The 13,952-nt window shown below is 35.8% G+C and carries 14 protein-coding genes; 3 read left to right on the plus strand and 11 right to left on the minus strand.

The features are described 5' to 3' along the window. Positions 1 to 20: 20 nt before the first annotated feature. From BLQ00_RS10975 to BLQ00_RS10985, 3 genes are all read right to left on the minus strand, one after another. A complete protein-coding gene (locus BLQ00_RS10975) occupies positions 21 to 593 on the minus strand; it encodes an RNA polymerase sigma factor (protein WP_093144258.1) in 573 nt (190 codons plus the stop codon). Further along, a complete protein-coding gene (locus tag BLQ00_RS10980; protein ID WP_308425280.1) occupies positions 584 to 1,591 on the minus strand; it encodes a glycosyltransferase in 1,008 nt (335 codons plus the stop codon). The genes BLQ00_RS10975 and BLQ00_RS10980 overlap by 10 nt, the downstream gene beginning before the upstream one ends. A 163-nt stretch (positions 1,592 to 1,754) precedes the next feature. After that, complete coding sequence (locus BLQ00_RS10985) at positions 1,755 to 1,961, minus strand: membrane or secreted protein (protein WP_093144261.1); 207 nt, start codon at positions 1,959 to 1,961, stop codon at positions 1,755 to 1,757. Between the two features lie 90 nt (positions 1,962 to 2,051). Here BLQ00_RS10985 and BLQ00_RS10990 point away from each other — a divergent pair, with 90 nt between their 5' ends. Next, positions 2,052 to 2,669 carry a fasciclin domain-containing protein gene (locus BLQ00_RS10990; protein WP_093144263.1) on the plus strand — a complete coding sequence of 206 codons (618 nt, stop codon included), beginning with the start codon at positions 2,052 to 2,054 and terminating at the stop codon, positions 2,667 to 2,669. On the opposite strand, the gene murB is transcribed toward BLQ00_RS10990, so the two are convergent. Together murB and BLQ00_RS11000 are read right to left on the minus strand one after the other, a co-directional pair. Beyond that, entirely contained in the window at positions 2,662 to 3,675 is a 1,014-nt protein-coding gene (gene murB, locus BLQ00_RS10995; RefSeq protein ID WP_093144264.1) for a UDP-N-acetylmuramate dehydrogenase, read from the minus strand. The genes BLQ00_RS10990 and murB overlap by 8 nt on opposite strands. Further along, positions 3,675 to 4,865, minus strand: coding sequence for a pyridoxal phosphate-dependent aminotransferase (locus BLQ00_RS11000; protein ID WP_093144266.1), 1,191 nt, complete (start codon positions 4,863 to 4,865; stop codon positions 3,675 to 3,677). The genes murB and BLQ00_RS11000 overlap by 1 nt, the downstream gene beginning before the upstream one ends. A gap of 97 nt (positions 4,866 to 4,962) precedes the next feature. Here BLQ00_RS11000 and BLQ00_RS11005 point away from each other — a divergent pair, with 97 nt between their 5' ends. After that, on the plus strand, positions 4,963 to 6,324 hold the full coding sequence (locus BLQ00_RS11005) for a retropepsin-like aspartic protease (protein WP_093144267.1): 1,362 nt from the start codon (positions 4,963 to 4,965) through the stop codon (positions 6,322 to 6,324). A 62-nt stretch (positions 6,325 to 6,386) separates the two neighbouring features. Here the strand turns inward: BLQ00_RS11005 and BLQ00_RS11010 are convergent, their stop codons facing one another. Further along, on the minus strand, positions 6,387 to 6,782 hold the full coding sequence (locus BLQ00_RS11010) for a DUF1573 domain-containing protein (protein ID WP_093144660.1): 396 nt from the start codon (positions 6,780 to 6,782) through the stop codon (positions 6,387 to 6,389). A gap of 128 nt (positions 6,783 to 6,910) precedes the next feature. On the opposite strand from BLQ00_RS11010, the gene BLQ00_RS11015 reads away from it, so the two are divergent. Beyond that, positions 6,911 to 9,541 (plus strand): valine--tRNA ligase, encoded by a 2,631-nt coding sequence (locus tag BLQ00_RS11015; protein WP_093144269.1) that lies wholly within the window; start codon positions 6,911 to 6,913, stop codon positions 9,539 to 9,541. A 16-nt stretch (positions 9,542 to 9,557) separates the two neighbouring features. Here the strand turns inward: BLQ00_RS11015 and BLQ00_RS11020 are convergent, their stop codons facing one another. From BLQ00_RS11020 to ftsH, 5 genes are all read right to left on the minus strand, one after another. Continuing rightward, positions 9,558 to 9,824: an acyl-CoA-binding protein gene (locus BLQ00_RS11020; protein ID WP_093144270.1), complete on the minus strand. Its 267-nt coding sequence runs from the start codon at positions 9,822 to 9,824 to the stop codon at positions 9,558 to 9,560. Further along, positions 9,824 to 10,474, minus strand: a complete 651-nt coding sequence (locus BLQ00_RS11025; protein ID WP_093144272.1) for a phosphatidylserine decarboxylase family protein — start codon at positions 10,472 to 10,474, stop codon at positions 9,824 to 9,826. Before BLQ00_RS11025 ends, BLQ00_RS11020 begins: the two co-directional genes overlap by 1 nt. Further along, positions 10,464 to 11,267, minus strand: a complete 804-nt coding sequence (locus BLQ00_RS11030) for a phosphatidate cytidylyltransferase (RefSeq protein WP_093144274.1) — start codon at positions 11,265 to 11,267, stop codon at positions 10,464 to 10,466. The genes BLQ00_RS11025 and BLQ00_RS11030 overlap by 11 nt, the downstream gene beginning before the upstream one ends. Before the next feature lies 1 nt (position 11,268). After that, positions 11,269 to 11,880, minus strand: coding sequence for an LUD domain-containing protein (locus BLQ00_RS11035; RefSeq protein ID WP_093144275.1), 612 nt, complete (start codon positions 11,878 to 11,880; stop codon positions 11,269 to 11,271). A 110-nt stretch (positions 11,881 to 11,990) separates the two neighbouring features. Then, on the minus strand, positions 11,991 to 13,946 hold the full coding sequence (gene ftsH / locus BLQ00_RS11040) for an ATP-dependent zinc metalloprotease FtsH (protein WP_093144276.1): 1,956 nt from the start codon (positions 13,944 to 13,946) through the stop codon (positions 11,991 to 11,993). Positions 13,947 to 13,952 lie beyond the last annotated feature (6 nt).

Consider the following 13,952-nt stretch of genomic DNA (forward strand, 5'->3'; position numbering starts at 1 on the left):
CTGAAAGGTAAGGTTGTAAATTACACTTTGCGGTGTTGTGTAATGATTTCGGCCAATAATTTACGGGCTCTTAGCAGTCTAACTTTAACGTTGTTAAGAGGTTCGTTGAGCGATTCTGAAATTTCATTATAGCTCATCTCGTTAAAATATCGAAGATTGATTACTTCTTGGTAGTGGGGTTTAAGTCGTTTTATGAATAGTAAAAGCTCTGCAAGATTTTGTTCTGTAATCAGAATATCTTCTGGTGTAGGAGAGTCGTCCACAATTTTCTGAACGTGTTCATCACCTACATCGGCGGTCTGAAGGTACACCGCTGCATTTTTCTTTCGAGATTTATCAATTTGAATATTTTTAGAAATGGTGATAAGCCATGTTCCGAAGGTGTAATTCTCGTCAAAAGTATTGATCTTGTCAAAGGCTTTCGAAAAAGTTTCGATGGTAATATCTTCTGCTTCGTATTCGTTTTTAACGCGTTTTAATTGGAAACCAAAGACTTCATTCCAAAAATGATCCAGTAAAAATTTAAAGGCACCTTGTTTTCCGGCTTTTGCTTTTTGTATTTGGGTAAGAAGTTCGCTCTTTTTTAATTCCACTTAGTTTGTTTTGAAACGCTATTAGAAATAAAGATACTCATTTGAATGAAGACTAAAAATAAATCTAAAAACGGAAGAAAAGGAATCAAGTTATTCTCTTTAAGTTTTGAAGCGGCTTTTCCTATGGTAATCCATTGCACTAAAAAACGGAAGCTAATAAGTATTGCTGGAATTTTCCAATCTAGAAACACAAAGCTTGCTGCAGCAACGATCCAAAATAATAGGTTTAAGAAATAGTAAGTTCCGAGTAAAAATTTATGAGTGGGTTTGTACAGTTTTGCAGTAGAAACGTGTCTTTTTTTCTGAATAAACCATGATTTCCAAGTTTTCTTCGGAAGGGAATACGTAAATGCATTTTCTGAATAACAAAGCGCTGTGTTTTTTGAAGTTGCTGCTTCATTTACAAATAAATCGTCGTCGCCTGAAGGTATTTTAATGTGCGACATAAACCCGTTGTTCGCGTAGTATAAATTACTAGTGTACGCGAGATTTCTGCCCACGCCCATATAAGGCATTCCTACTTTGGCGTACGAAAAATATTGTACTGCAGTAAGAAGCGTTTCATACCGAATAAGACTGTTTAATAAGCCAGGAGCTTTTTCGTAGGCACCATATCCTAATACAAGTTCTTTTTCTTCAGTAAATGAACCTGCCATTAGAGCGAGCCAATTGTTGCTTGCGGGTTTGCAGTCTGCGTCTGTAAACAACATGCGTTTGTTTTTAGCACGTTTAATTCCTAACGTAAGTGCGTATTTTTTGTTTCCCCAAAAAGCTTCATTGTTTTTCACATTTACAATTTGAATGCAATCGTTTTCAGCAGCAAATTGCTCCATGATTTCTAAGGTATCGTCTGAAGAAGCATCGTTAATTAAAATAATTTCAAAATTTGGATACGCTTGTGCCAACCACAAAGGGATGTTGTTTTTAAGGTTCTCAGCTTCATTCTTCGCGCAAACAATCAGTGAAATCGCATGATTTTCCGAAGAAATAGGATCCAAAGTTTTGGAAAAAGAAAATTTAGAGAATACTAAGAAATAAACACAGTTTAAAAAAACAACAATGCCTAGCACGTAAAGTAGCACCATAAAATTAAATTAAAGGTTACGGGGATGTAGGTTTGTAGGCCGTTTTAAAACGGCACAACAGACAGAAGGAGGTTGGTTATGCTTTGTGAGTGTCTTCGGTACAATTTTCAAATTGATCCGGAGTTTTTCCGCAGAAACCACAAGCTTCATTGTCCTTATTTAGAAAAGGACTCTGACTGGCACAAGTACCCGCAAATTTACCGTCTTTTTTACCCCATATTTTGATAGCAATACCAGCTACAGCAAGTAATAATAATGCAAAAGTGATAACTAAAATTTTCATACGCTTAATTTGAGCTACAAAAATACAATCTTTCTTGGTGTTGTGAAGGTATTTTGGTTATTTTTAGCCTAAATTATTAAGATTTTAACTATGAAATTGATCTATCGTACTCTCTTCCTTTTAGGACTTACAATTGTTACGTTCTCGTGTAAAAATGAAGTTAAAAATACTTCTGTGGAAGCTGAAACAATTGTGGCTAAAAAGAATGAATCTACTTCTCAAAAGAAAAAAGATCTTTCTGAAGAAGATAAGAATCAAGTAAACAGTGTATTGATGAAGGCAATGGTTACGCCAGAGTTAAAGTCTTTTGTAAGCTTAATGGTGAGTGCCGGAGTTACGGATATGTTAGCAAAAAATAAAGGACCCTTTACTATTTTTGCTCCGTCGAACGATGCACTAAAAGCAATGGGAGATGAGGCAATGAAGAGTCTCTTAAATCCAGAAAATAAAGAAACTCTAGCAGCGTTTGTGAATGCTCATATTATAAAAGCAGATTTAAAATCTACTAATTTGGTGCAGGAAATTAAAAGCGCTAAAGGAAATTATGCACTAACAACACTTTCTGGAGAAACGATTACTGCTTCAAGAGAAGGGACTAAAATTGTACTTTCTAGTGCAGCTGGTAAAAAAGCAACTCTAGGTAAAAGTGATATTGTTGGTGGTAATGGAGTGTTGCACGTACTAGATAACGTGTTATCTTCTAAATAACATTCACTTCGGGTTCAATATAAATCCCGAATTTTTCTTTTACTTTTTTCTGAATCAATAAAGCAAGTTCCCAAATTTCGGAGCCTGTTGCGTTTCCGTAGTTTACTAGAACGAGTGCTTGATTTTTATGAACACCTGCTTCTCCAAACTGCTTTCCTTTAAATCCAGCTTGTTCAATAAGCCAGCCTGCCGGAATTTTAAATTCGGTAGGTGATACCTCGTAAAAAGGAGCTTCAGGATTTTGTATTCTGAATTTATTAAACACCTCGTTATTGACCACAGGATTTTTGAAAAAACTTCCGCTATTTCCTAATTTTTTTGGGTCAGGTAACTTCGATTGGCGAATGGAAATAACTGCTTCAGAAATATCTTTGATAGAAGGGTTTTCTATGTTTTTTTCTGAAAGCTCTTGCTGAATAGCCCCGTAAGAAGTTTTGTAAGCGTGATTCTGTTTTGTCAGATTGAAAACAACGCTTGTAATAATATATTTTCCTTTTGCCTCGTTTTTGAAAATAGAGTTTCGATATCCAAAATTACATTCAGCTTTACTGAAGCTTAGCTCCAATTGGTCTTCAATAGAAACTGCAGTGCAACGAACAAATGAATCTTTCAACTCAACACCGTATGCGCCAATATTCTGAATGGGTGCCGTTCCGACGTTACCAGGGATAAGCGACAGGTTTTCGAGTCCGCCATATCCCTTGTCAATACATGAAGTTACAAATTCATGCCAGTTTTCACCCGCCATAGCTTCGAGTTGAATGGTATCTTCATCCTCGCTAATTACGGTTGTTCCTTTCAGATTTAGATGAATTACCAACGCATCAATATCTTGTGTTAACAACATATTACTTCCGCCGCCTAAGATGAATCGATTAGGATATTCTTTATTGGCTAGAATTTCTTTTAATTCTGAAACGGATGAAATAGAAACGTAGTGTTTCGCTTTACAGTCAATTCCGAAGCTGTTCAGATTTTTAAGGGACTTGTTGGTTTCAATCAGCATTAGTCTTTGTATTCTTGTAATGCGATTCTTAGTATTTCAACGGCTTTGATAAGACTCTCTTTGTTTAATACGTAAGCGATTCGTATCTGATTTAATCCAACGCCAGGGCTAGAATAGAAACCTCCAGCAGGCGCTACCATAATCGTTTCGCCATTTACGTCAAACTCTTCTAATAGCCATTGCGCAAAAGCATCACTATTTTTTACAGGCAATTCTGCGATGCAATAAAAAGCACCTTTAGGAACTCCAACTTTCAGCCCTGGAATTGCTTGAAGGTTTTCTACCAATGTGTTTCTTCGTTCTTGGTATTCTTCAATCACTTCGTCAAAATAACTTTGTGGTGTAGAAAGTGCAGCTTCACTAGCAATTTGAGCAAAGGTAGGAGGGCTTAACCTAGCTTGTGCAAACTTTAAAGCTGTTTTAATTACTTGCTTGTTTTTAGAAACCAAACAACCAATACGTGCGCCACACATGCTGTATCTTTTAGAGACAGAGTCAATAATAATAGCGTGCTCTTCCAAGCCTTCAGTCTCAAGGATAGAAAAGTGTTTTAGGCCATCGTATGTAAATTCTCTATATACTTCATCTGCAATTAGAAAGAGGTCGTGTTTCTTTACAATGGCAGCAAGTTTTTCAATTTCTTCTTTTGAATATAAATACCCTGTTGGATTTCCAGGGTTGCAAATTAGAATTGCTTTGGTTTTAGGAGTAATAAGTTTTTCAAATTCTGAAATAGGAGGCAACGCGAAATTGTCTTCAATTTTAGAAATAACAGGAACGATATTTACATCTGAAGCTGTAGCAAAACCATTGTAATTTGCATAAAATGGCTCTGGAATGATAATTTCATCTCCAGCATCTGCAATACTTCCCATGGCAAACAACAAAGCTTCACTACCGCCGGTAGTTACTATAATTTCATTTGCTTCTACAGGGATGTTGTTGTTTTGGTAATACGTTGCAATTTTCTCACGGTATTCTTGCGAGCCTTCAGAACGTGTGTACGCTAAAATTTCTAGCGAATGATTGGCAACAGCATCCATTGCTAGTACTGGCGACTTAATATCTGGCTGTCCAATATTTAAATGATAGACAGTCTTTTTCGCTTTATAGGCCTTTTCTGCAAAAGGAACTAATTTACGAATTGGCGATTCAGGCATGTGTTGCCCCTTTACTGAAATGCTCGGCATAGGATGTATATTTAATGGAGGCAAAGTTGCAAAATATATTTAATAAATCAATACCTCTTTTCGCCTCTTTCCGTAATTTTTTACTATCTTAAGTAAGTTGAAAGCAATCTATAAAATATCGTTATTATATATTTTTACGGCAATTTTTTTTTGTTGTACTGCTACTTCTTTTTCACAGGAAGGACTTGTATTGCCCACAGGAACTCATAAAGATAAAATCTCCTTTGAACTTGTTAATAATTTAGTAATTATTCCTGTAGAAGTGAACGGGGTGCCTCTTTCTTTTTTGTTAGATACAGGTGTAGATGCCACTATTTTATTCGGAATTACAGAGTCGGATACTTTATTAATCAATAAAGCAACTCCAGTCAAAATGCGCGGCTTGGGTGCAGGCGAAGGTGTATTGGCTTTTAAAAGTGCGGGTAATAAAATAAAAGTGGGTGAGGCTAGTGATGATGATCATTCTGTGTATTTAATATTTGATACCTCTTTAAACTTTTCTACTCGAATGGGAGTTCCCATTCACGGAATTCTGGGCTATGAGTTTTTTAAAAATTTTATAGTAAAAACAGATTATGTTTCCAAAAAGGTAACTTTTTATAATCCCAAAAACTATTCTAGAAAAAAATGCAATGGTTGTGAAGTTCTCAATTTAGTCTTTTATAACAACAAACCCTATGCAGAAATATCGATGGCAGATTATAATAATGTAAAGCAGTCTATAACTCTTCTGGTAGATTCTGGTTCAAGTGATGCTTTGTGGTTATTTGATGAACCTGAATCATTTTCTAGTACAAATGAATCTTATTTTAAAGATTATCTAGGATTGGGCTTTAGTGGGAATATCTTCGGAAAGCGATCAAAACTAAACGAAGTTTGGGTGGGAAGTCATCATTTAGAAGATGTGAAAGTTGCTTTTCCAGACAAACAAGCCATAGAGGGAATCAACTTTTTTAAAGATCGAGACGGAAGCATAGGTGGGGATATTCTAAAGCGGTTTACTGTTTGGGTAGATTATGAAGCCAAAACCATGACCTTACGTAAAAACAGAAATTTTAACGAGCCTTTTTATTATAATATGGCTGGATTAACAATTGAACACGATGGTTTGGATGTAGTGACAGAACGTGCCACCTGGCAAAAGTTAACGTTTGAAAACTCAAGAGAGGTAGGGGCTAATACACCAATTAAAATTGTAACAGATGCAAGTGTTTATACTCAAATTATTTTAGTGCCTCGTTATATTGTAGTTGAAGTTAGAGAAGGGTCTCCTGCTGCTTTGTCAGGAATTGTAGCTGGAGATGAAATTGTTCAAGTAAACGGGATGGCTGTTTACAAAACAAAACTTTATGAACTAAATACCCTCTTTTCTTCTAAAGTAGGGAAGAAAATAAAACTTTTAATTCGGAGAAATAATCAATTGTTGAAGGTGAAGTTTGCGCTAGAAAAGGTATTATAATAAAAAAAGTCTGGTTTTAAACGAATGTAAAACCAGACTTGAATACTGTAATGAGTATATTATTACTCTGTTTTTTCTAGAACACTTTTACCTTCAGGTAAAATTTCTCCTTTAATTTTTAAGGCTTTAATTGGTTCGTCTGCATTAGAATACACAGTGATTGTTTTTCTAATGGGACCCACGCGGTTGGTGTCGTATTTTACCTGAATTGTACTCGTCGCGCCAGCAGCAACAGGGCCGTCTGGTTTTTTTGGAACAGTACAGCCGCAACTCGATTTTACGTCAGAAATAATTAATGGTTGATCTCCTGTATTTGTAAATTCAAATACACGAATTCCATCACTTCCTTTTGCGATTTCGCCATAATCGACAGTTTCAGTTTTAAAACTAATTTTTGCTTGTGCATTAGCAGCAAAACTTACTAGTGTCACTAATGCGATAAGTGCTAATTTTTTCATGGTTTCAATTTTTTTGATAATTGCTAATTTAGGTAACTTTACTTCTATCTGCAAAATAAGTTATTCACTTTTATAATCCTGTAGATATACCTACTTTTGCCGATTATAGTTCAAAAATTAGACCAAAAATGGCTTTAGAGGCAAAATATAGTTCGAAAAACGTTGAGGATAAGTGGTATAGCTACTGGTTAGAGCATAATTATTTTCATTCAGAAGTGGATGAAAGGACTCCTTATACCATTGTGATTCCGCCACCTAACGTAACGGGAGTATTGCATATGGGACACATGCTTAATAATACGCTTCAAGATGTATTAATTCGTCGTGCTCGTTTAAAAGGATTCAACGCCTGCTGGGTACCTGGTACCGATCACGCCTCTATTGCGACCGAAGCTAAGGTAGTTGCGAAACTTAAAGCTGACGGAATAGATAAAGCTACGTTGTCGCGCGAAGATTTCTTAGAGCACGCGTGGGAATGGACACACAAGCACGGAGGGATTATTCTAGAGCAGCTTAAGAAATTAGGTGCTTCTTGCGATTGGGAACGAACGAAGTTCACCATGGATGACGATATGTCTGCTTCTGTTATTAAGGTTTTTGTTGATTTGTATGAAAAAGGAAATATTTACCGCGGGTATCGTATGGTAAATTGGGATCCTGAAGCAAAAACAACACTTTCAGATGAAGAAGTGATCTATGAAGAAAAACAAGGAAATCTATATTATTTAGAATATAAAATTGAAGGTAGTGACGATGTATTGACCATTGCTACTACACGTCCTGAAACTATTTTAGGAGATTCAGCTATTTGTATCAATCCGAACGATGAGCGCTTTCAGCATTTAAAAGGGAAAAAAGCTATTGTGCCTATTTGCAATAGAGTGATTCCAATTATAGAAGACGAATATGTAGATATTGAATTTGGTACAGGGTGCTTAAAAGTAACGCCTGCACACGATGAAAATGATAAGGCCTTAGGTGAAAAGCACAATTTAGAAGTCATCGATATTTTAAATGACGACGCTTCTTTAAATAGCTTCGGAATGCATTACCAAGGGAAAGATCGTTTTGTAGTTCGTAAAGAGATTGTAAAAGAGCTTCAAGGTATGGGGGTGGTTTCTAAAATTGAAACGCACATGCATAAAGTAGGAACCAGTGAGCGTACGGGTGCAGTTATTGAGCCTAAATTAAGCGATCAATGGTTTTTGAAGATGAAAGAATTGGCGCAACCTGCTTTGGATGCTGTCTTAGAAAAAGATGTAAAATTAGTTCCTGAAAAATTCATAAACACCTACCGCCATTGGATGGAAAATGTACGTGATTGGAATATTTCACGTCAGTTATGGTGGGGACAACAAATTCCGGCCTACTTCTATGGTGATGGGAAAGAAGATTTTGTCGTTGCTGAAACCTTAGACGCTGCGGTTGTGAAAGCACAAGAAAAAACAGGGAATAAAGCCCTTACAGCTTCAGATTTAAAACAAGACCCAGATGCATTAGATACTTGGTTTTCTTCTTGGTTATGGCCTATAAGTGTGTTTAACGGGATTTTAGAGCCCGATAATGATGAGGTTAATTATTACTACCCAACCAACGATTTGGTAACGGCTCCAGAGATTTTATTCTTTTGGGTGGCGCGTATGATTATTGCTGGGTATGAATACAGAGGTGAAAAACCATTTACCAATGTATATCTAACAGGGATTGTTCGTGATAAGCAACGTCGTAAGATGAGCAAATCCTTAGGGAATTCTCCCGATCCAATTGATTTAATAGGTCAGTACGGTGCCGATGGGGTGCGTGTTGGGATGTTATTAAGCTCACCGGCAGGAAACGATTTAATGTTTGAAGAAGACTTGTGTAAGCAGGGTAGTGGTTTTGTAAATAAAATATGGAATGCCTACCGTTTAATTGATGGTTGGGAAGTTTCCGCAGAAAAAGAAGAAACTGAAACAGCTGCAATCGCTATAAAATGGTACAAGAGTAAGTTTCAGAAAACATTGGTGGAACTTGAAGATCACTACGGAAAGTACCGTATTAGTGATGCGCTAATGGCTACGTATAAATTAATTTGGGACGATTTCTGTTCGTGGTTCTTAGAAATGGTAAAACCTGGATATCAGGAACCAATTTCAGAAAAAACCTTCAAACAGATTATTGCTATTTTAGAAGATAACTTAAAAGTGTTACATCCTTTTGTTCCTTTTATTTCTGAAGAAATTTGGCAACATATTACTGATAGAACTCCTGAAGAAGCTCTTATTATAGCAAAATGGCCTGCTTCAGAAGCATACGATACACAGCTTATTTCTGATTTTGAATTTGCTTCGGAAGTGATTTCTGGAATACGAACCATTCGTAAAGAGAAAAACATTTCATTTAAAGATGAAATATCACTTTCGGTATTAAATAACGACAATGCACCGACGTCTTTTGATGCTGTAATTGCGAAACTCGGAAACATTTCAGAAATAAATTACATTACGGAAGCTTTAGAAGGAGCTTTGACATTTAGAGTAAAATCGAATGAGTATTTTGTGCCTATCTCTGGAACTATTAATGTAGAAGAGGAAATTGAAAAACTTTCCGCAGAATTAAAATACACGGAAGGTTTCCTAAAGAGTGTTCAAGGAAAACTTAAAAACGAACGTTTTGTAAATAGTGCACCAGAAAAGGTGGTGGCTATTGAGCGTCAGAAAGAAGCTGATGCATTGTCTAAAATAGAGATGATAAAAACGAGTTTGGCAAGTTTAAAATAACAGAAACAAAGGCCTGTTATTTTCTATACAGGAAATAATGGGTCACCGTTTCAATGTATAATTCTTTAGCTTCATCAGAGCTTAAATTTCGCGTTTGGAAGAGTGCGTTGGTTTTAAAAGCACTAATTAAAGGATTGCTGCTGCTAGGTTGGTCTTGTGAGTTTGTAGCCTTTTTATAATACGAATACAGCCGAAGTAGCAAATCTGCAGGAAAAGGCTCCGTGTGATCATTAATGCTCTTTACGGCATTTAAAAAGGCAGTATTTAGTTCTTCAGAATTCATTATTTTTCAGCAAGTACGGTGATTCCTCCTTTTACAACTTGATTCAATTTTACGTTAACTTTTGTGTCCAAAGGTAAGAATACATCTACCCTAGAACCAAATTTAATAAATCCACTATCATCAGCTTGATTTACTTCTTGTCCTTCTTCGGCATAATTTACAATTCGTTTTGCCAAAGCACCTGCAATTTGACGGTGTAATACATCTCCAAAAATAGGCGACTTTACAACAACAGTAGTTCGTTCATTTTCTTCAGAAGATTTAGGATGCCATGCCACTAAGAATTTACCGGGATGGTATTTGCTAAATACAACTTTTCCACCTACTGGATATCGAGTTACGTGTACGTTTATGGGCGACATAAACACAGAAACTTGAAGTCTTTTTTCGTTAAAATATTCCTTTTCAAAAACTTCTTCTATCACAACTACCTTTCCGTCAACTGGCGATAGTACTTGGTTTTCATTGAGTAAGAAGTTTCTTTTTGGATTTCTGAAAAACTGTAGCACAAGAAATAATAGCAGTATAAAAACACCGATAAGCGTATTTTTTAAAATTACATTATCAATAAAATGATTGAGTAGTAATGCTGCTGTAATACAGATAGCAAGCGTTGCTATGATAATAGTATTTCCTTCTTTATGAAACATAATTTATTATTTCTAAAAATGCATAAATAAACGGACTTGCATATATAATACTGTCCAATCTGTCGTACAAACCACCATGTCCTGGCATAAGTTTTCCACTGTCTTTTACACCTGCTTGTCGTTTAAACTTAGATTGTATTAAGTCTCCAATAGTACCAAAAACAGAGCTAATTAAAGCAAGTATGATCCAAATGTAAAAATCGTAATCGCTTAGGTATTTAAATATAAAAAAACTAGCGATAACCGCGCCTACTAAACCTCCAAAAAAGCCTTCAATGGTTTTTTTAGGGGAGATACGTTCTAGTAATTTATGTTTTCCGAAACTTTTACCAATAATATACGCAAAGGTGTCGTTTGCCCAAATAAGGATAAAGATACCGATTACAATGCTTGGGGTGAACTCTCCTTTTTGCATTGGGATGAGCGTAAGAAATACAAAGCCGCTAATAATGTAAAAAATTACAGCGACGTATTTCTTCTTTTCAAACATGGGTATTTTGCTAACCCAGAGTAAATCATTAAAAAGAAATAGGTTTACAAAACACGATAGTATGAGTAATAAGTTAACTGCATTTATTTCGAAAATGGAGTAACTTAAAAAGTAAAGAGATAGTGCTAGTAAAAAATAGGCAAGGTAACTTGTAAGATGAACCAATTTTAAAAACTCACGCAAGGTGATGATAGCAAGTGCAAAAAAAAGACCCATGAACCATTCGCGCGAGGTGAACATAGAAAAGATAACTATAGAAATGTATAAAACACCCGATATAGTTCGCACGATAACTTCCTTCATATTATAGGTCTTCCAATAGCAGCAAATATAGGTTTTTTGTGCTACTTCCGTAACTCATAAAGTCCTTTTCTTTTTCAGGCTCAAAGTCTTGAATAGTAGTAATATTACTTGGAATATAATTAGTACTTTGGTTTTTTATGTTTCGAAGTCCTTCACTAATCGATTCTACTAATTGACTCGTAGTGGCAAAAACAACAAAGTTGGAAGGGAGTTCTTTTAGCTTTTTCTCTTTTATCTGATTTGATGAAAGTAATATAGCGCCATTGTTAGCAACTAATGCTTCACAGGGTAATAGAAAAAAAGTAGCGTCGGGTTTTTCAATAAAGTTTAAATTGAAGCCGTCAAACCTAGCGGTAAGTAATTCATTTAAACAGAACACATCCCGTTCGTACCAATCATTTTCTAAAAGTATATTGTCGAAAGCTTCCAAAACCTCTGTCATGTTTTCACAATACAGAAATTTACCTCCATTTTTATTGAAGTTATAGGTGAATTTTTCATCTATAGGAAGCTTCTCTTCTGGGTAATATTTACCATGTTCAGAATCCTTAGCCTTTTTGGCTTTTTCATCTGACTTGTATTTAGGGTTTAGAAGTCTTTTAAATAGACTCATTTAGTCGTATTGAAGAGTTTTATAATTAGGCTTATTCAAAGATATAAAATCTCTACTGAAGTTTTGTTATCATAAAACTAAAGTTTCGGCAAATAATCAAAAAGGATTACTTACGAAGTAGTCGCCGTTTCTGTTTCTTCTTCATCTTTTTGAAAAGGTCTGTTTCCGAATATCTTCTGAAGATTGTCTTTAAAAATCACTTCTTTCTCTAACAATACATTGGCTAATTCTGTAAGCTTGTCTTTATGAAGCTCTAACAGGTCGATAGCACGTTGGTATTGTGTTTCGATAAGATTTGAAATTTCTTTATCAATCATTTCAGCAGTTTTCTCGCTATATGGTTTTGAGAATCCATATTCATTCTGACCACTAGAATCGTAATACGTTAAGTTTCCAATGCTATCATTTAAACCATAAATGGTTACCATAGCTCTTGCTTGTTTCGTCACTTTTTCAAGATCGCTTAATGCGCCTGTCGAAATTTCATTGAAAATTACTTTCTCAGCAGCACGACCACCTAAAGCAGCACACATTTCATCAAGCATTTGATTTGGACGTACAATTAAACGCTCTTCAGGAAGATACCAAGCAGCTCCTAACGACTGTCCACGAGGAACGATAGTTACTTTTACCAACGGAGCAGCATGTTCTAGCATCCAGCTAACAGTTGCATGTCCAGCCTCGTGATAAGCAATTGCTTTCTTCTCGTCTGGAGTAATGATTTTATTTTTCTTTTCTAAACCACCAACGATTCTATCTACTGCATCAAGGAAGTCTTGCTTTGCAACAAATTTATGTTCATTTCTAGCAGCAATAAGTGCAGCTTCATTACATACATTGGCGATATCAGCTCCAGAGAAACCAGGAGTTTGTTTTGCGAAAAAGTCTAAATCTAACGATTCGTCTGTTTTGATAGGACGTAAGTGTACTTCAAAAATTTCTTTACGTTCTCTTACATCTGGTAAGTCCACGTAAATTTGTCTGTCAAAACGACCTGCACGCATTAATGCTTTGTCTAATACATCGGCGCGGTTGGTTGCAGCAATAACAATAACGTTAGAGTTTGTTCCAAAACCATCCATTTCAGTTAATAACTGGTTTAGGGTGTTTTCGCGTTCGTCATTCGATCCAGAGAAATTATTTTTACCACGAGCACGTCCAATAGCATCAATTTCATCAATGAATATAATTGCTGGTGCTTTCTCTTTAGCTTGCTTAAATAAGTCTCTAACTCTTGAAGCTCCTACTCCTACAAACATTTCTACGAAATCTGATCCAGATAACGAGTAGAAAGGCACTTTAGCTTCACCAGCTACAGCTCTCGCTAGTAACGTTTTTCCTGTACCTGGAGGCCCTACTAATAAAGCTCCTTTAGGTATTTTTCCTCCTAAAGAGGTGTATTTATCGGGTGTTTTTAAGAAGTCTACTATTTCTTGTACCTCTTCTTTAGCACCTTCAAGACCTGCTACATCTTTAAATGATGTTTTAACGTCTGTCTTTTCGTCAAAAAGTTTTGCTTTAGATTTTCCAATATTGAAAATCTGTCCGCCAGCACCGCCGCCACCGCCAGATGACATACGACGCATAATAAAAATCCAAATACCAATAATAATTACAAACGGTAATAGGCTAATTAGAATTTCGCCCCAAACATTAGATTCTGTATTCCAAACAACTTGAGTGCTAAGGTTGTTTTGTTGTTTTATGGTTGCAATACTGTTTTCGAAATTTTGAAGATCACCAAACTCAAACTGATAATTTGGTTCGCTGGCTCCAGCGTCTAGAATACTATTTTTCTTCTTATTCGCATGTACAGCTTTCTCCTTAGCTTCCTTTGTAAGATATACTTTGGCTACTTTTTTGTTTACAACTTCAACTTTTTCAACATCGCCATCTCTTAAGAATTGCTCAAACTCAGCTTGTGTTGTTTTCGCAGGTTGTGCCCAGCTACCGCTTCCAAAAAATTGGATACCTATAAATACTAAAAGAATTGCACCATATATCCAATATGCATTAAATTTAGGTTTTTTAATCTCGGGCTTTTTGTCTTTTTTATCGTCTGCCATGTGGCT

Origin of the sequence: Ulvibacter litoralis (assembly GCF_900102055.1) — a bacterium.
Classification (GTDB): Bacteria; Bacteroidota; Bacteroidia; order Flavobacteriales; family Flavobacteriaceae; genus Ulvibacter; species Ulvibacter litoralis.

Excerpts from the sequence above, each read along its gene's own strand:
- BLQ00_RS11030 (WP_093144274.1), bottom strand. The coding sequence starts at position 11,267 with ATGAAGGAAGTTATCGTGCGAACTATATCGGGTGTTTTATACATTTCT.
- BLQ00_RS11025 (WP_093144272.1), bottom strand. The coding sequence starts at position 10,474 with ATGTTTCATAAAGAAGGAAATACTATTATCATAGCAACGCTTGCTATC.
- BLQ00_RS10990 (WP_093144263.1), top strand. The coding sequence starts at position 2,052 with ATGAAATTGATCTATCGTACTCTCTTCCTTTTAGGACTTACAATTGTT.
- BLQ00_RS11000 (WP_093144266.1), bottom strand. The coding sequence starts at position 4,865 with ATGCCGAGCATTTCAGTAAAGGGGCAACACATGCCTGAATCGCCAATT.
- BLQ00_RS11020 (WP_093144270.1), bottom strand. The coding sequence starts at position 9,824 with ATGAATTCTGAAGAACTAAATACTGCCTTTTTAAATGCCGTAAAGAGC.
- BLQ00_RS11035 (WP_093144275.1), bottom strand. The coding sequence starts at position 11,880 with ATGAGTCTATTTAAAAGACTTCTAAACCCTAAATACAAGTCAGATGAA.
- BLQ00_RS11015 (WP_093144269.1), top strand. The coding sequence starts at position 6,911 with ATGGCTTTAGAGGCAAAATATAGTTCGAAAAACGTTGAGGATAAGTGG.
- BLQ00_RS10985 (WP_093144261.1), bottom strand. The coding sequence starts at position 1,961 with ATGAAAATTTTAGTTATCACTTTTGCATTATTATTACTTGCTGTAGCT.
- BLQ00_RS11010 (WP_093144660.1), bottom strand. The coding sequence starts at position 6,782 with ATGAAAAAATTAGCACTTATCGCATTAGTGACACTAGTAAGTTTTGCT.
- ftsH (WP_093144276.1), bottom strand. The coding sequence starts at position 13,946 with ATGGCAGACGATAAAAAAGACAAAAAGCCCGAGATTAAAAAACCTAAA.
- murB (WP_093144264.1), bottom strand. The coding sequence starts at position 3,675 with ATGCTGATTGAAACCAACAAGTCCCTTAAAAATCTGAACAGCTTCGGA.